We start from the raw sequence: 16,162 nt of genomic DNA on the forward strand, positions 1-16,162 counted from the left end.
TAGGTTTGAGTTCCATATTGACCCCAGAGACTAAAAAGGTGATGGGTATGGGTGAAAAGTTCGTTTCGGCTGAGAGGCCCCAGACTGAGGAGGGATACCAGTACCACATAGCCTGCAAGCCGGGGGACGTTTCAAGGTACGTTCTCCTTCCGGGAGACCCTGAGAGGGTTCCAAAGATAAGCTCCCTCTGGGACGAGGCCAGGGAGATTGCCTTCCACCGTGAGTACAGGACGCACACCGGGAAGTACAAGGGCGTGCCTATAAGCGTGACCTCAACTGGAATAGGTGGGCCGTCGGCGGCGATAGCCGTCGAGGAGCTGGCGGCTATTGGAGCTGACACCTTCATCCGGGTGGGCTCTACTGGAGCCATACAGCCGGGAATGGAGATAGGAGACCTCATTATAGCTAAGGCCGCCGTAAGGCTCGAGGGAACCTCCAAGCAGTACGTACGGGTTGAGTATCCTGCTGTGGCTGATCTTGAGGTTACCCTTGCCCTCATAGAGGCCGCTGAGAGCCTCGGAGTACGCTACCACCTTGGCATAACGGCCTCGACCGACAGCTTCTACCTGGGCCAGGGCAGGCCTGGTTTAAACGGCTACTTCCCGAGCTTCGCGAGGAACATAATGGACGACCTCAGGCAGGCCAACGTTACCAACTTCGAGATGGAGGCGGCGACACTCTACACCCTCGCGAGCATCTACGGCCTGAGGGCAGGCTGTATCTGCGCCGTCTTCGCCAACAGGGTTACCAACGAGTTCGGCAAGGCCGGCGAGAAGGAGGCGGCTTTGGTTGCGAGCGAAGCAGTTAAGATACTCTCCGAGTGGGACGAGGAGAAGGAGAAAGCCGGAAAGAAGGTCTGGCATCCGGGATTGAGGCTTAGAAGGTAACGCGGTGAGGGTTTTGGATGAGAGGCTGATCGAGGTTAAGAGCCTCATCAACAAAGGCGACCTTGGGGCGGCACTCGCACTGGCCGGGAGAATAGATGATCCATACTGGAGGGACTACGCCCTCAGGTGGGTGGCTGAGGCCTACGCCCAGGAGAACCCTGGGAAGGCCCTTGAAGTCGCTGGAAAGATAGCGACGGAGTCCCTGCGTGATGAGGTCTTCAGGGATCTTTCCTACATTTTCTCCAAGAACTGGATGTTCAAACCTGCCATCGAGGCGTCGAAGAAGATCCGGAGCGAATTCGTGAGGAAAAAGGCCCTTAAGGCGGTCTCCGCCATGCTCGCAAGGGCGATCGTGGAGAAGGGAAGTGCCGGCATGAGCCTCAGCGAGCTCGGCCTCGATGAGGGGGATATAGAGGTTCTCAAGCCTCTTCCCCCCGGAATCAGCCTTAAGAACGGCAAACTGATGCCGGGGGCAGAGCTCCTCCGTATGAAAGGGGAATTCAGGAACGCCGTTGTTTCTCAGAACGAGGTGGCTAAGGTAGCTCCACCAAAACCTTCGGTTAAGCCCCTCGAGCCCCAGCTGGGAGGTTACCTCGTTGGGTACTTCAAGCTGATCGCGGATCTGGCCAACGCCGAGGAGCTCCAATACTGGGCGTCCCTAGTGGGGGAACCCCTGAGAAGTCGCCTTCTGGAGGATCTGGGGCTCATCTACCTGAAATCTGGGAATTTCGAAAAGGCGGCGGAAATCTACGAAAAGGCCTCTCGTGTGAGCCAGCTGGGCTTTCTCCTGGCCCTCAAATGTCTGGAGAATGGCGATGCCAAGCGGGCCGTGGAGTTCGCCGAGAAGATAGCGGATCCTGTTAAGCGGGTGGTTCTCCTTGAGGAGATGCTGAGAAGAGGCTTTCTCGATGAGGAGCTTGCTCGAAAGGTTTTGACTCCCAAAAGCGACTACGTCTTAGCGAGGCTCCTTAAGTTCTTTGCCTTTGAACTCTTGGAGGAGTCAAAGATGAGAAACGACTCCGAGCTGAGGGAGCTCTCGAAGCGGATCTTTGATCTTGGGGTGAAAATTCAGAGGGAGTATGAAGCCCGGCTGTTTTAGCTACCAGTCCTCGTCCTCTTCCCAGTCCTCTTCTTCCCACTCCTCCTCCCAGTCTTCGTCCTCGAAGTCCTCCTCGAACTCCAGTTCCTCCTCCAGATACTCCTCGTCCTCCCTTTTGGAAACCTTCTTTTTGGGTGGGATCATGGGACTACCTCCTGAAAAATTTCGTGCGATCGGATTTAAGACTTTCTCCAGGGGAAGGTTTTTGAGCGTTCCCGGAGATGAACGACCATGCGGGTGGCCGTTATCACCGAGGATGCGCGGGTCTACTATCTCATCGTAAAAACCCTCAAGGCTTACGGGATAGGTTTTCACAGCCTTAGACCTGGGGAAAAGATACCCTTCGACGTTGAAGCAGTCCTTACTGACGAGAAGAGCTTTGGTAAGGTGGATTTTCCTGTTAAGATAGTGGTGAGGGACGAGAGCTTTGTAGACGAACTCCTGGCAGTTCTTGAAGGTAGGGAGAGGTTCAAGCAGGTTTTCATCGCCATCGATCCGGGAGAGAGGCCGGGTCTGAGCGTCGTCGCAGACAACAGGGTTCTGGAAGTCCACAGGCTCAAAGGTCCGAGGGACGTGGGAATCATAATCGATCTTTTGGAGCGCTATCCGGGTGCGAAAATAAAAATCGGCCACGGAGCGAAGAGGCAGCGGACGCTGACTTTGAAGGCCCTCGGTCAGCTCCTCGGCTACGATTATCCCGTGATCCTGGTCAACGAGGCGAGAACCACGCCTAGGGTCGGCAACACCGAGGCCTCTGGAGTTCAGGACATAGTCGCCTCAATAAACATTGGGCTGAGACGGGGAAGGGAAACCACGATAGCGGACCTCCTTGAGGTTAAGGAACCTACCAAAAGGGAACTCGAGGACATAAAGCGCAGGAGCAGGGAGCTGAGCGGGAACGTGACGATATCAACTAGCTTGGCCAGGGAAGTCGCCCTCGGGAACATGACCCTTGAAGAGGCCATAGAGAAGCAGCGGAGGAGGAAGGGTTAGCGGAGAGGTTTTATACCCTCTCGTCCTATAACGAAGCGTTGGGAGAGATGTTTGGGGGTGATCATTATGATATTCGGAAGGGAGGAGAGTGTGGACGAGATCAAGCTCAGGGTTGCAGAGGCTCTCAAGGTCGACGTTGGGAGGGGCATAGTCCGCTTTGACAGGCCCTACCAAAAGAAGCTCGGTGTCAGCACGGGCGACATAGTCGAGCTCGTAGGATCGCGTTCAACTGCTGCCATAGTTGCCAACGCCCACCCCGACGACAGGGGACTGGACATAGTGAGGATGGACGGGTACATAAGGAAGAACGCGGGGGTCAGCATAGGGGACTACATCACGATACGCCGCGCCCAGGTTCAGGAGGCCAAGAAAGTGGTTCTCGCCCCGGCCCAGAAAGGTGTGATCCTCCAGATCCCGGGGGATCTGGTCAAGGGAAACCTCCTCGGGAGGCCCGTGGTCAAAGGGGACATAATCGTCGCTAGCAGTAGGGGTGAGACCGGTTACTACGGCGGTTCCCCCCTGGACGACCTCATAAGGGGCCTCTTCGAGACGATGCCCCTCGGCTTCGGTGAGCTCAAGTTCGTTGTCGTCAACACCATCCCCAAGGGGATAGTTCAGATAACCTACAACACTGAGGTTGAAGTTCTCCCTCAAGCGGTGGAGATCAGGGAGGAGAGCATCCCAGAGGTTACCTACGAGGACATCGGCGGTTTAAGCGACGCCATCCAAAAGATCCGTGAGATGGTTGAGCTCCCGCTCAAGCACCCTGAGCTCTTCGAGAGGTTGGGCATCGAGCCGCCCAAGGGAGTTCTGCTTTACGGTCCGCCCGGAACTGGTAAGACTCTGCTCGCTAAGGCCGTTGCCAACGAAGCCAACGCTCACTTCATAGCGATAAACGGTCCGGAGATAATGAGCAAGTACTACGGCGAAAGCGAGGAGCGCTTGAGGGATATCTTCAAGGAAGCTGAGGAGAACGCCCCGAGCATAATCTTCATTGACGAGATTGACGCAATAGCGCCGAAGAGGGAGGAAGTCGTTGGGGAGGTTGAGAAGCGCGTTGTTTCACAGTTGCTCACCCTCATGGACGGCCTCAAGAGCAGGGGCAAGGTGATTGTTATAGCCGCCACCAACAGGCCCGATGCACTCGATCCAGCCCTCAGGAGACCTGGAAGGTTCGACAGGGAGATTGAGGTAGGCGTTCCGGATAAGCAGGGCAGGAAGGAGATACTTCAGATCCACACAAGGGGAATGCCGCTCGAACCGCCCTTTGAAAAGACGGAGGTCCTTAGAATACTCGATGAACTGGCCGCGAGGGGAGGCCAGTACCTTCAGAGCGCGGAGGTCATGAAGAGGCTGGTTGCGGAAGCGGGGAGCGAGGACGAGATAAGGGAGGTTCTCAAGAGGAACAGCGAGATCTATTCGGAAGTCAGGGCCAGGCTCGTGGACAAGATGCTAGAGAGAATCGCCGAGAGGACTCACGGCTTCGTCGGTGCTGATTTAGCGGCCCTCGCCAGGGAGGCCGCGATGGTGGTTCTCAGGAGGCTCATAAAGGAGGGCAAGGTGAGCCCCGAGCAGGAGAGGATACCGCCGGAGGTTCTCCAGGAGCTCCGCGTTCGGGAGGAGGACTTCTACGAGGCCCTCAAGATGGTCGAGCCGAGTGCGCTCAGGGAGGTTCTCATAGAGGTTCCGAACGTCCACTGGGAGGACGTCGGCGGGCTTGAGGAAGTCAAGCAGGAGCTCAGGGAAGCGGTAGAATGGCCCCTGAGGTACCCCAAGGCCTTTGAGAGGCTTGGGGTGAACCCGCCGAAGGGGATTCTGCTCTACGGTCCGCCTGGAACCGGCAAGACCCTACTAGCCAAGGCGGTCGCCAACGAGAGCGAAGCCAACTTCATAGCCATAAGGGGGCCTGAAGTGCTGAGCAAGTGGGTTGGGGAGACGGAGAAGAGGATAAGGGAGATCTTCAGGAAGGCCAGGCAGGCCGCCCCAACCGTGATATTCATCGATGAAATAGACGCAATAGCCCCCGCCAGGGGAAGCTACGAGGGCGGAAGGTACCTCGACACCCTCCTCAACCAGCTCCTCACCGAGATGGACGGAATTGAAGAGAACAGCGGTGTGGTCGTCATAGCGGCGACCAACAGGCCGGACATCATTGATCCTGCACTCCTCAGGCCGGGAAGGTTCGACAGGCTGATAATGGTCCCCGCTCCTGATCAGAGGGCCAGGCTGGAGATATTCAGGGTGCACACCAGAAGAGTTCCGCTGGCCGAAGACGTTGACCTCGCGGAGCTGGCGAAGAGAACCGAGGGTTACTCCGGTGCCGATATAGAAGCCCTCGTAAGGGAGGCGGCGATGATAGCCCTCAGGAGGGCGGCTTCATCGGCTTCGAGGGAAGCTCTGGAGAGCCAGAGTGAGGAGTTCCTCGAGAGCCTGAAGGTTACTAAGAGGGACTTCGAGCTCGCCCTGAAGAAGGTCAAGCCGAGCATAACCCCCTACATGCTGGACTACTACCGGAACTTCGAGGAGAGCAGAAAGAGGAGGGCCGAGAAGGAGAAGCGGGGGGTCGATTACTACACGTTTTGACCCCTCCCCCCGAAATCTTTAAATACCCTTTATCCAAAGCGCCATTGTGGTTTTTCTGTTCTATACAGACCATCAGGGGTGTTACTGTTGAACGGGAGTCTAAACGCCACGAAGGGCACAACAACCGTAGGCGTAGTGTGTAAGGACGGAGTGATCCTAGCGGCCGACAGAAGGGCAACGCTCGGCAACATGATAACGTCGAAAGAAGTCACCAAGGTGTTCCAGATAGACGACCATCTGGGCATAGCCGGCGCCGGTCTGGTTGGGGATATACTCGGCTTAACCAGGCTTCTAAGGGCCGAGGCCAAGCTTTACCGGGCCAAGGTGGGAAAAGAGATGTCGGTCAAGGCCCTTGCCACCCTGCTCTCGAACGTTCTCCACGGAGGCAGGGGCTATGCCTACTTCGCGTGGTTTCTGGTTGGAGGCTACGACTCTGCCCCAGCACTCTACTCAATAGACGCCGCGGGCGGAGTTACTAAGGAGAAGTTCGTGGCGGCGGGTTCTGGTATGGAGTTCGCCCTTGCAATACTTGAGGATGGATTCTCGGAGGATATGGGTCTTGAAGAGGGGATAAAACTCGCCGCCAGGGCCGTGAAAGCCGCGATAAAGAGGGACGTTTACACCGGAGAAGGTGTTACCCTCGTGACGATCACGAAGGATGGGTATAAGGAGCTCAGCGGGGAGGAACTTGAAGCGATTCTGAAGTGAGGTGGTACCTTTGATCAGGAGGGAAACTTTTGTAGAGGACATTCTAAAGGACATAAGGGCAGTGATAGACCAGATGGTCCCGAGGGAAGCCAAGGTTACGGAGGTTGAGTTCGAAGGACCTGAGCTAGTCATCTACGTCAAGAACCCCGAGGCAATAATGCGCGACGGCAACCTCATCAAGAGCCTTGCCAAGGTTCTAAAGAAGAGGATCAGCGTCAGGCCAGACCCGGAGATTCTCCTGCCCCCGGAGCAGGCCGAGGAGCTGATAAAGCAGATAGTCCCGCCGGAAGCGGAGATAACGAACATAAGCTTCGATCCATCGGTGGGTGAAGTTATAATCGAGGCGAGGAAGCCGGGTCTGGTCATAGGCAAGAACGGCGAGACGCTCAGGGAGATAACGCAGAAGGTTCACTGGGCACCAAAGGCGGTGAGAACTCCGCCTATTCAGAGCCAGACCATCTATTCGATCAGGCAGATACTCCAGGCCGAGGCGAAGGACAGGAGGAAGTTCCTCAGGCACGTTGGCAGGAACATCTACCGCAAGCCCGAGTACAAGAGCAAGTGGATAAGGATCACCGGTCTTGGAGGGTTCCGCGAGGTCGGAAGGAGTGCCCTTCTCGTTCAGACCGACGAGAGCTACGTCCTCGTTGATTTTGGTGTCAACATAGCCGCGCTGAGGGATCCGAGCAAAGCCTTCCCGCACTTCGATGCCCCCGAGTTCCGCTACGTTCTCGACGAGGGCCTTCTCGATGCCATAATCATCACCCACGCCCATCTCGACCACAGCGGAATGCTTCCCTACCTCTTCCGCTACAAGCTCTTCGACGGGCCGATCTACACGACCCCGCCAACTAGGGATCTGATGACCCTCCTCCAGCAGGACTTCATCGAAATCCAGCACATGAACGGCGTCGAGCCGCTTTACCGGCCGAGGGACATCAAGGAGGTCATTAAACACACCATAACCCTGGACTACGGCGAGGTTCGCGACATAGCGCCGGACATAAGGCTCACCCTCCACAACGCCGGCCACATACTAGGTTCCGCCATAGTCCACCTCCACATCGGAAACGGCCTCCACAACATAGCGGTCACCGGCGACTTCAAGTTCATCCCGACGAGACTCCTTGAACCGGCGGTCTCTCGCTTCCCGCGCGTTGAGACCCTGGTGATGGAGTCGACCTACGGAGCCAGCAACGACTACCAGATGCCGCGCGAGGAGGCCGAGAAGAGGCTTATAGAGGTCATCCACCAGACGATAAAGCGCGGTGGAAAGGTTCTCATTCCCGCTATGGCTGTTGGAAGGGCCCAGGAGATAATGATGGTCCTTGAGGAGTACGCCAGGATTGGTGGCTTCGAGGTTCCCATTTACCTCGACGGAATGATATGGGAGGCGACGGCGATTCACACCGCCTACCCTGAGTACCTGAGCAAGAGGCTGAGGGAGCAGATATTCCACGAGGGCTACAACCCGTTCCTCAATCCGATATTCAAGAGCGTCGCCAACTCCCGCGAGAGGCAGGACATCATAGACTCGGGAGAGCCGGCGATAATCATCGCGACCTCTGGTATGCTCGTCGGCGGGCCGAGCGTGGAGTACTTCAAACAGCTCGCATCCGATCCGAAGAACACAATGATCTTCGTCAGCTACCAGGCTGAGGGAACCCTCGGAAGGCAGGTGCAGAGGGGCCTCCGCGAGATACCGCTCGTAGGGGAAGATGGGAGGACCGAAGTCGTCCAGGTCAACATGGAGGTTCAGACCATAGACGGCTTCTCAGGTCACGCCGACAGGAGGGAGCTGATGAGCTACGTGGCAAGGCTCAGACCGAGGCCGGAGAGGATAATCACAGTCCACGGCGAGCCTCACAAGTGCCTTGACCTCGCTTCGAGCATACACAAGAAGTTCAACCTCTCCACTAGGGCCCCCAACAACCTCGACGCCATAAGGCTCAAGTGAAAACTTTAAATCCCTCCTCCTCTTTTAACTATTGGTGTTAGGAATGGTAGCCCCCGGCCCAATGAATAACGCCGATTTTGCCATCATCGCCCCTTACGTCTACACCGCGCTTCTGTTGAACGCGGCCCTCTGTGTCCTCGCGTACCGGGAAGTGCGGGCGGTCTGGGAAGAACTCCCCCCTATGAAGTGGAGGACCATATCCTTTCTCCTGGGCCTCATGGCCGTTCTCGTTGCTTCCCTCCTTGAGTTCCCGTTCATAGCGCCCCTGAAGTTCGGGGAAAAAAGTGCTTCTCTCTTTGCCCTCTTCCTCCTTGGAATGGCGGTCGGCCCTATAGAAGAGTTCTCAAAGCTTCTCCCGGTTAAGATCTTCCACGAGGAGCTCTGGGTGCTCTGGAAGAAGGCCGTGGGAACGGCGTTTTTCTTCGGCCTGATCGAGGCAGTCCTTTATTCCATCGTCCTTACGGTGGCTGGTGAGCCCGTTATGGCTCTCCTGAGGTTCGTTCTCGTCGGATTTCACGTTGCCCTCACCGCTATCTCTGCCACCATCCTCCTGGTTGAGGGGAGCTGGGGTGGCTACATCAGGGCTTCCGTTTACCACTCACTATACGATCTCCCTGTTCTCCTGTTTGCGGGAGGCTACACCGGTCCCCTCCTCTACGCCCTGATGCTCGTGGGAGTTGTCGCTATCATAGCGATCATCGTGGACTTCGCCCTCTCCGTGAAGAAGGCCGGACGGCTGAAGGTGGGGGAAATACCCGGGGAAGGCTTTGTTTACCCGCCTTTTGGCGATTTTGATCTCTGATTTTCCCTTGATTTAATTCAAAAGCAGGAAATATGATGCCTCTTCCGCCTCACCTCTTCGCTTTGAACCTTTCCTGGAGTTCGTAGAGCTGTGCAACTCTCTCTATCGTGTCGGCCTCTTCAGGACTCTTGTCTTCCCTCAGGGCCACGTAGCGCGGGAAACGAAGGGCAAAACCGCTCCCGTACTTTGGACTCTTCTGTATCTCCTGGTAGGTGACCTCTATAACCACCTTGGGCTCCAGTTCGACGTATTTTCCCTCCTCCCTGACTATCAGCGGCTTGAGCATCTTTGTGAACTCGGCCAGATCCTCATCGGTGAAGCCGCTGCCGACCTTCCCAACCGGGACGAACTCGCCGCTGTGGGGATCGAAGGCCGCGACGAGGAAAGAGCCGAGGAGGTGCGCCCTCCTTCCCTCTCCCCACTCGGCGCCTATAATGACCAGATCTAGATCCTCCATCGTGGGCTTCACCTTGAGCCACTTCTTGCCCCTGTTGCCTGGCTCGTAGATCGAATCCAGTCTTTTTGCCATAACCCCCTCATGTCCGAGCTCCAATGCCTTCTCGTAGAATTTCTGAGCTTCCTCAACGCTGTTCGTCACCAGCTGTACGGCGAGCTTTATCTTCTCGCTCTCCTCGATGAGGTTCTCAAGTCTTCTCCGCCTTTCCTCAAACGGGGTCTCTATGAGGCTCTCCCCGTCGATGAACATCACGTCGAAAAGGTTGAGCTCCAGGGGGATCTTCTCAATCATCTCCTCGATGTTGTACTTTCTCCTGAAGCGCCTGAGGACGTACTGGAAGGGCCTTGGTCTTCCGCCTTCGCCGACCGCTACAAGTTCGCCTTCCACTATCGCCCTTTCGGCTTTGATGCTCTCCAGGACTGCTGAGACAACATCAGGGATTGCCCTCGTGACGTTCTCCAGCCTGCGGGAGTAGATGACGACGCTCTTTCCGTCCTTGTGCACCTGAACCCTGGCCCCGTCGTACTTTATCTCGAAGGCGGCCTTTCCACCCATCTCAAGGAGGGCTTCCTTGACGTCCGCGGCGTTCTGGGCCAGCATCGGTCTTATAGGCTTCCCTACCTGAATCCTCACCTTGGACAGTCCATCGTTGCCCTCAAGTTTGGCTATCTTTGCCACGTGGCCAAAGTCGCTCGTGAGCATGTACGCCCTCTCAACGAGCTCTGGTTTGACGTTGAAGGCGCTCGCTATGGCGTCTCTAAGTATCCCCTCGGCAACCCCGGTTCTCATGGTTCCGAGAACGGTCCTCGCCAGGTATTTAGCTTCCTCGCCCTCCGCGTCCATGAACAGGTTCGCCAGGTACTTCATCTTTCTGTCCTGGCTCCCCTCCCCGCTCGCCTCTGCGATCTTGATGAAGGTGTCGTAAACGCGTTTTATAGTGAGGGGCTGGGAAAAGAAACTCTTCTGCTTTTTCTTTTTGACTGCCAGGGCTATGCTCTCACCCAGATCCCCCGTGTCTTTGATTGAGTTCTCTATTTCGCTCTCCGAAACTCCCGTTGCCATGGAAACTGCCTTTATCAGAAGCTTCTCCCCAACACCCAGCTCCCTCTCATCCCAGTCCGGGAAGACCTTGCCCAGGATGAGGTAGGGAACCACATCGAGAAGCTCGTCCGGCGTTCTCTTCAGAAAATCTGCGACGAACTTTGTCTTGAGGGTTTTCAGCGTGGTCTTTTCAAGCCTCCTGTAGAGGTCGGCGAGCTCGGAGTACTTCATGTCTGCCATGATTATCACCTGTCTTAACCTTGAATCGAAAAGATAAAAAGTCAGCGCTTCCGCGGTGAGAGCCCCCACTCAAAGGCAACCGTCAGGAGAAAGCCTGTTGAAAACGACACCAATGGATTCAGTCTTCCCTCGAAGAGGAGCCAGAGGGCAAAGCCTCCAGCGAAGCCCGATAGAAGGGTTCCCCATTGATAGACTCCCTTCATGTTGGCGTATGTGGCGAGGGCCACGAAGAGGAGTGTGAGAAAGATTAGGTACCCGTTCATTCCGATCCCCCCTCGAACCATCTTCCAACCTTCGGTCTCTCCCAGTGTATCCCGGTTATGTCGTAGGGCACACCTAGATCCGCAAGGAGGCTTTTTACGTCATCCACCTCGTTCTTCCTAAGCAGGGCGAAGAGGCCCTTCCCGAGCATTATCATCGAGCTCGGGTTCTTCAGGACTTTATCGATCTCTCTCGCGAGCTCCATGAGGTCGCCAGTGAGGAGGCCCGTCCCCTCTGCAAAGGACCTTGCCAGGACCATCATTCTCTCCGGCCTTGGATCCTTCAAAAGGGCATCAAGGGCCTTTGAGCCCTCCACCTCAATAGCCTTCACGACGTCCCCGTCTAGGACTTCCCTCGTGTGGAGGGGGCCTAGGGGGACGACGAGAACCCGGTAGTCCTCGAAGAACAGGTTGTCCACGACCCCTATTCCTGGGCCCCCCGCCTTTACCCTGACTTCAATTCCCCCTGCGAGCTGGCCCACAACGTCGCCCAGTCCGCCCTTGTGGATCACCTCTGCCTCGTGAGCCAGCTTCGCCGCGGAGAGCCACGTGCCTCCAAACGCGTAGCTCAAAGCTAAAGCAGTTCCAAGGGCGCCCCCCGCGCTGTTTCCGAAGCCGTGGCCGTTGGGAAAATCAAAGTACTGCCATATCTCAACCTCCCCAAGGAAGTCCTCGGGAACGAGATTTTCGGCGACGTAGTAGGTTATCTCTGCATCCCTCTTCCCCACTGGCTCCCCGTTGAAAGCCGCGTGTATGTGTCTCTCCAGCGTCCCGCCCTCAATACTTGCAAAGACGTTGGTTCCTTTGTCAAGGTTTATCCCCGCCCCGAGGGAGCCAGCCTTCAGGGGATCATCGTGGAACCTTGGGACGAAGAAGGCAGTTATGTGAGCCGGGATGAAAGCCCTGACCAGCATTCACTCACCCCCTTTGACTTCAACAATGTCCCCGTTTCCCGGTGGAAGCGTTGCCATGATATCCTCCTCGCGCACCCTGTAGCCCCACTTCTCAAGGAGGTGCTTAATCTTCTTAACCAGCTCGCTCTTCTTTAGTCCTCCGGGCCTTATCACAATGTACCTGTCGGTGTGAGCCTTTATGGCATCAACAGGCGCGCAGACGACGTAGTCTTCACCTTCGTAGTTCACAACTCCAACCGCGAGCTTGAGCGGAAGCCCGTGAAGCCAGTTCCTCTTCCCGTACACCATGAAAGCACCCTTGCCGAGGTACTCACCGCTCGGCGTCTGCTTGGTAACCTGGTTGGGATACGCCCAGTATGCATCTTCGCTGTAAACGCCCCTGCTCCAGGCCTTGCTCATGGAAACCGCGAACTGGCAGGCCTCGAAGATGGTTTTCTCTCCAGCCTTCTGGCCGTCCTTGATAACGACGTGGGGAGCACCGTAAACGTCGGCGTGGCAGTAGAGGTCGTTCTCGTCCATGTGCCTCTTGATGAGTATCTCGTTCGTGCTCGCGTCCTTTCCGGCTAAAACGAGGAAGCCCTCACTTGATATAAACCAGCGGAACTTCTCGAACCACTTCTTCTTTCTTCTCTCGATTCTCTTAACGTTGAGTTCCTTCTTCATCTCCTCCTCGATGAGCTTCTCCACCTCGTCGAGCTTCCTCTTCGTGTCCTCGTAGGCCTTCAGCGCCCCCTCGTACTTGTGCCTGAACTTCTTGGCCTTCTCGTAGTAGAGTTCGGCGTTCTCGCCTATGCTCTTATGGAGGTAGAGCCTCACCTTTTTGCCTTCGAGCTCTATCGTTACCGCCTTCTCCTTCGGGTCGATCCCCTTAACCATGAGCGCCACTTTGTTGCCCGCCTTCTTGCCCTCCTCTATCCGTTTCTTGAACTCGTCCCAGCCGAGCGTTTCCGTTGCCTTTCTGAATTCCTCCAGAAGGCGCTCCACGAGCGAGAAGTTGGCGTAGATTAAATCTCCTATCTCCTGGTTGGCCTTCGCTCCCTCCTCGAAGCCCTTCAGCATCTCCTCCTGCTTTTTGAGGGTCATTAGGAGCTGTCTCTTTTTTCCTTCTAATCTCTTCGTCTGCTCAAACCGGGCCTTCTCAATCGTTATCTTTCCAAAGTATTCGTCGAGGGCCTCGCTGAAGGTGGGGAAATAGCGCTTCTCAAGCCCCTCGTAGATCTTCAGCTCTATCGGAACGACGTCGTGCATCGCTCCGTCTTTGAAGACTATGTTGGGCATCGGCTCGTCGTTGAAGGTCTTCATCATGGATTCGTAGACTTTCCTCAGGTCATCGTCGCTTAACTCCTTCACGGGCGTAGTCTTCTCGAAGCCGGCCCTTCTCGAAATCTCCTCGGCGTACATGCCGCCCATGTTGAGCTTTCTAGCGAGAGCGCGGACGAGCTCAAGCTCTTCCTCCTCGCGCATCAGCTCAAGGAAGCGCTCAGGAGTAACCTCAAGAGGGTTCTCTCTAGCTGGAGGATACTGGTAGTCCGCCTTCGGCATTATCCGTCTGTCCTTGTACTCCTCGTAGCGGAGGGCGGCGATGATTTTGTTTTCAGAGTCCACGAGGAGGATGTTGCCCTTCCCGAAGAGCTCCCCCACGATGGTGTACTCCCCTATCCTGATCTTCACAATTCTATCGAAGGAGTGCTGTTCGATGGCGTCTATGAAACCGCCGCTCAGGTGCTTTCTCAAAAGCATCGTGAAGCTTGATGGCTGTTTCGGTGCTTCCTTCACGTAGCTCGTGACGTGGAAGCGCTTTCCTGCCTGTAGGATCAGATCTGCCCTGCCCTCCTTAGTGCGCAACTTTATCCTAATCTCGTCCCCGTCGTGGTAGACCTTGTCAACGCGGGAGCCAACGAGCCACTGGAGCTCCCTAACTATGTAGCGTATGTCAACGCTGCTCATTCCCTCCTTCATTCTCCCACCGGTGTAAGTTGGGGGAGGAGTTTAAATGGTTGTGCCCGAGGCTTTATAAGCTCCACAACTGAGTAGAGTTAGGTGAACCAAATGAAGACCGAACGCGCGAAGGAGATACTCCTTCAGCTTTTGAGAATACCCTCGCCTTCTGGAAGAGAGGACAGGGTTATGCTCCACATCATGGAGTTCCTCCACAGACTTGATTACGACGTCCACATCGAGAGCGACGGCGAGATAATAGACCTCGTTGTGAACCCAAACGCGGACCTCTTCTACGAAGTCCACGTCGATACAATACCCGTTAGGGCCGAGCCCTTCGTGAGGGGCAACATCGTCTACGGAACCGGTTCCAGCGATATAAAGGGCGGTGCAGCTGCGATTCTCTTGATGATGGAGAACCTGAAGAAGGAAGGGAAGGACCTCAACGTTGGAGTGGTTTTCGTCAGCGACGAGGAGATGGGAGGAAGGGGAAGCGCCCTCTTCATGGAGCGCTACAAGCCCAAGATGGCGGTGGTTCTCGAACCGACTGATCTGGAAGTTCACATAGCCCACGCAGGTAACATCGAGGCGTATTTTGAAGTTGATGGAAAGGAGGCCCACGGTGCCTGTCCTGAAAGCGGCGTCAACGCGATAGAGGAGACTTACAAGATGCTCGAGGAGATGAAGAAGCTCGAACCCTTCAAGCAGAAGGGGAAGTACTTCGACCCGCACATAGGCATCCAGGAGCTCGTCTGCGAGAACCCGGTCTACCTCATCCCGGCCCTCTGCAAGGGAAGGCTTGAGGCTAGGCTTCTGCCGGACCAGGAAGTTGAGGACATACTGGACCTCCTCGACCCGATATTCGACGAGTACACGCTGAAGTACGAGTATACAGAGATTTGGGACGGCTACGAGCTCGATGAGGATGAGGAGATAGTCCAGCTGGCGAAGAAGGCCATGGAGAAGACCGATGTTGATGAGTTCGGCGGAATGAGGAGCTGGACAGATGCTATAAACTTCATGTACAACGGGACTAAGACCATCGTCTTCGGCCCCGGCAATCTCGACATCTCCCACACGAAGAACGAGCACATCGACGTTAGGGACGTAGTAGCTGCAAGCGAGTTCCTAAAGGTTCTCAACGAGCTCTATGGTGAGTGAAGGCAACCCTTATTAGGACTGACCCCCCACCAGTAACTGGTGGGGGGTAATGCTCTTCAATCCAAAACCCAAAACAAGGAGAGACGAACTCTACGACCGCGAGGAAGAGCTCTCAATTCTGGAGGGTTCTCTCAAAAAAGGCGTTCCTCTTATCGTCCTGCTCGGCATAAGGCGCCTTGGAAAAAGCTCTCTCCTCAACGTCTCCCTCGGTGAGGTCCCGGTTAAAAGCGTCAAGATAGACGCCAGAAAGGTTTATTCCGCCTTTGGAAGCGTCCCTGGAAGCGCCCTGGCAAAGCTTATTCTCGAAGGCTACATCAAAACTTCGCCCCGTGAGAGGGTTAAAGATGCTTTAAAGGACATCAAAGGTGTTCGCCTAGCGGGTGTTGGCCTTGAAATCCGTGTGGATAGCAGCGTAAACCTCTTCAAGGTCCTCGAGAGGATTGACTCAATGGGAGAAAGGTTCGTCATAGCCATAGACGAGGCCCAGTACCTTCGCTTTTCCCGCTCCCGCTATGCCGAGCTGATAGCGTGGGCGGTTGACGAACTCCAGAACGTCGGATTCATCCTGACCGGCTCGGAAGTCGGCCTTCTGGAGGACTTCCTCCGCCTTCACGATCCGGAATCGGCGCTCTTCGGCAGGGCCCACGTTGAGGTGAAACTCAGAAGGTTTGAGAAAAGCCAGAGCCTCGATTTTCTCAGGAGGGGCTTTGAGGAGATTGAACTCGACATAGATGAGCACGAAATTGAAGAGGCCGTTGACGAGCTCGACGGCATAGTCGGCTGGCTGACTCTCTACGGCTACAACCGCTATCTCGGCCTTTCCCACGGCGAATCCCTCCGGAAACTGAAAGACGATGCCAGGAGGTTAATCCTCAGTGAGTTCTCAAAGCTTAAAGAGCTCTCCCCCCGCTACGGGCTCGCCATGATGGCGGTCGCCAACGGCAGACACAGATGGAAGGAGATAAAAGAGGCCGTCGAACTCCTCGAAGGCAAAAGACTGGACGACAAAAACTTCTCCAACGTCCTCAACAACCTCGTCCGCTACGGCTACCTTGAAAAAAGGATAGACGGATACTTCATACCCGACCCCCTCGTTGAGCTGGCGTTTAAGTAACCCCCACC

14 protein-coding genes are annotated in these 16,162 nt (G+C 55.7%); 9 read left to right on the top strand and 5 right to left on the bottom strand.

Going from position 1 to position 16,162, the window contains the following annotated elements; genetic code table 11:
• The first annotated feature begins 47 nt into the window (after positions 1-47).
• Positions 48-887 (top strand): uridine phosphorylase, encoded by an 840-nt coding sequence (udp, locus tag A3L09_RS04315; RefSeq protein ID WP_088857790.1) that lies wholly within the window; start codon positions 48-50, stop codon positions 885-887.
• Positions 888-891: 4 nt separating this feature from the next.
• Complete coding sequence (locus A3L09_RS04320; RefSeq protein ID WP_232473580.1) at positions 892-1,986, top strand: hypothetical protein; 1,095 nt, start codon at positions 892-894, stop codon at positions 1,984-1,986.
• Here the strand turns inward: A3L09_RS04320 and A3L09_RS11010 are convergent, their stop codons facing one another.
• Positions 1,987-2,130 carry a hypothetical protein gene (locus tag A3L09_RS11010; protein ID WP_232473581.1) on the bottom strand — a complete coding sequence of 48 codons (144 nt, stop codon included), beginning with the start codon at positions 2,128-2,130 and terminating at the stop codon, positions 1,987-1,989.
• Positions 2,131-2,217: 87 nt separating this feature from the next.
• On the opposite strand from A3L09_RS11010, the gene A3L09_RS04325 reads away from it, so the two are divergent.
• The 5 genes from A3L09_RS04325 (at position 2,218) to A3L09_RS04345 (ending at position 9,029) form a co-directional block, all read left to right on the top strand.
• Positions 2,218-2,979: a hypothetical protein gene (locus A3L09_RS04325; RefSeq protein WP_088857792.1), complete on the top strand. Its 762-nt coding sequence runs from the start codon at positions 2,218-2,220 to the stop codon at positions 2,977-2,979.
• A 66-nt stretch (positions 2,980-3,045) separates the two neighbouring features.
• Positions 3,046-5,562 (top strand): CDC48 family AAA ATPase, encoded by a 2,517-nt coding sequence (locus tag A3L09_RS04330; RefSeq protein ID WP_088857793.1) that lies wholly within the window; start codon positions 3,046-3,048, stop codon positions 5,560-5,562.
• 87 nt (positions 5,563-5,649) lie between these two features.
• Positions 5,650-6,270 carry an archaeal proteasome endopeptidase complex subunit beta gene (gene psmB, locus A3L09_RS04335; RefSeq protein WP_088857794.1) on the top strand — a complete coding sequence of 207 codons (621 nt, stop codon included), beginning with the start codon at positions 5,650-5,652 and terminating at the stop codon, positions 6,268-6,270.
• A 10-nt stretch (positions 6,271-6,280) separates the two neighbouring features.
• Entirely contained in the window at positions 6,281-8,227 is a 1,947-nt protein-coding gene (locus A3L09_RS04340) for a beta-CASP ribonuclease aCPSF1 (RefSeq protein WP_088857795.1), read from the top strand.
• A 34-nt stretch (positions 8,228-8,261) separates the two neighbouring features.
• Positions 8,262-9,029, top strand: a complete 768-nt coding sequence (locus tag A3L09_RS04345) for a hypothetical protein (RefSeq protein ID WP_157727199.1) — start codon at positions 8,262-8,264, stop codon at positions 9,027-9,029.
• Between the two features lie 49 nt (positions 9,030-9,078).
• Here A3L09_RS04345 and A3L09_RS04350 read toward each other — a convergent pair whose 3' ends face one another.
• The 4 genes from A3L09_RS04350 to rqcH are packed head-to-tail and all read right to left on the bottom strand — an operon-like array spanning position 9,079 to position 13,900.
• Positions 9,079-10,758 carry an ATP-dependent DNA ligase gene (locus tag A3L09_RS04350; RefSeq protein ID WP_088858981.1) on the bottom strand — a complete coding sequence of 560 codons (1,680 nt, stop codon included), beginning with the start codon at positions 10,756-10,758 and terminating at the stop codon, positions 9,079-9,081.
• Between the two features lie 50 nt (positions 10,759-10,808).
• Positions 10,809-11,030 (bottom strand): hypothetical protein, encoded by a 222-nt coding sequence (locus A3L09_RS04355; RefSeq protein WP_088857797.1) that lies wholly within the window; start codon positions 11,028-11,030, stop codon positions 10,809-10,811.
• A complete protein-coding gene (locus A3L09_RS04360; RefSeq protein WP_088857798.1) occupies positions 11,027-11,941 on the bottom strand; it encodes a pantoate kinase in 915 nt (304 codons plus the stop codon). Before A3L09_RS04360 ends, A3L09_RS04355 begins: the two co-directional genes overlap by 4 nt.
• The gene (gene rqcH, locus A3L09_RS04365) at positions 11,942-13,900 is read right to left on the bottom strand and encodes a ribosome rescue protein RqcH (protein WP_088857799.1); all 1,959 of its coding nucleotides are present in this window, start codon (positions 13,898-13,900) and stop codon (positions 11,942-11,944) included.
• A 90-nt stretch (positions 13,901-13,990) separates the two neighbouring features.
• On the opposite strand from rqcH, the gene A3L09_RS04370 reads away from it, so the two are divergent.
• Both A3L09_RS04370 and A3L09_RS04375 read left to right on the top strand, forming a co-directional pair.
• Positions 13,991-15,040, top strand: a complete 1,050-nt coding sequence (locus A3L09_RS04370) for a M20/M25/M40 family metallo-hydrolase (RefSeq protein WP_088857800.1) — start codon at positions 13,991-13,993, stop codon at positions 15,038-15,040.
• Positions 15,041-15,089: 49 nt separating this feature from the next.
• Positions 15,090-16,154 (top strand): AAA family ATPase, encoded by a 1,065-nt coding sequence (locus A3L09_RS04375; protein ID WP_088857801.1) that lies wholly within the window; start codon positions 15,090-15,092, stop codon positions 16,152-16,154.
• Positions 16,155-16,162: the final 8 nt, after the last annotated feature.

Origin of the sequence: Thermococcus profundus (assembly GCF_002214585.1) — an archaeon.
Lineage (GTDB): Archaea > Methanobacteriota_B > Thermococci > Thermococcales > Thermococcaceae > Thermococcus > Thermococcus profundus.

Excerpts from the sequence above, each read along its gene's own strand:
- rqcH (WP_088857799.1), bottom strand. The coding sequence starts at position 13,900 with ATGAAGGAGGGAATGAGCAGCGTTGACATACGCTACATAGTTAGGGAG.
- A3L09_RS04330 (WP_088857793.1), top strand. The coding sequence starts at position 3,046 with ATGATATTCGGAAGGGAGGAGAGTGTGGACGAGATCAAGCTCAGGGTT.
- A3L09_RS04355 (WP_088857797.1), bottom strand. The coding sequence starts at position 11,030 with ATGAACGGGTACCTAATCTTTCTCACACTCCTCTTCGTGGCCCTCGCC.
- A3L09_RS11010 (WP_232473581.1), bottom strand. The coding sequence starts at position 2,130 with ATGATCCCACCCAAAAAGAAGGTTTCCAAAAGGGAGGACGAGGAGTAT.
- A3L09_RS04375 (WP_088857801.1), top strand. The coding sequence starts at position 15,090 with ATGCTCTTCAATCCAAAACCCAAAACAAGGAGAGACGAACTCTACGAC.
- A3L09_RS04370 (WP_088857800.1), top strand. The coding sequence starts at position 13,991 with ATGAAGACCGAACGCGCGAAGGAGATACTCCTTCAGCTTTTGAGAATA.
- A3L09_RS04325 (WP_088857792.1), top strand. The coding sequence starts at position 2,218 with ATGCGGGTGGCCGTTATCACCGAGGATGCGCGGGTCTACTATCTCATC.
- A3L09_RS04360 (WP_088857798.1), bottom strand. The coding sequence starts at position 11,941 with ATGCTGGTCAGGGCTTTCATCCCGGCTCACATAACTGCCTTCTTCGTC.
- A3L09_RS04350 (WP_088858981.1), bottom strand. The coding sequence starts at position 10,758 with ATGAAGTACTCCGAGCTCGCCGACCTCTACAGGAGGCTTGAAAAGACC.
- udp (WP_088857790.1), top strand. The coding sequence starts at position 48 with ATGGGTGAAAAGTTCGTTTCGGCTGAGAGGCCCCAGACTGAGGAGGGA.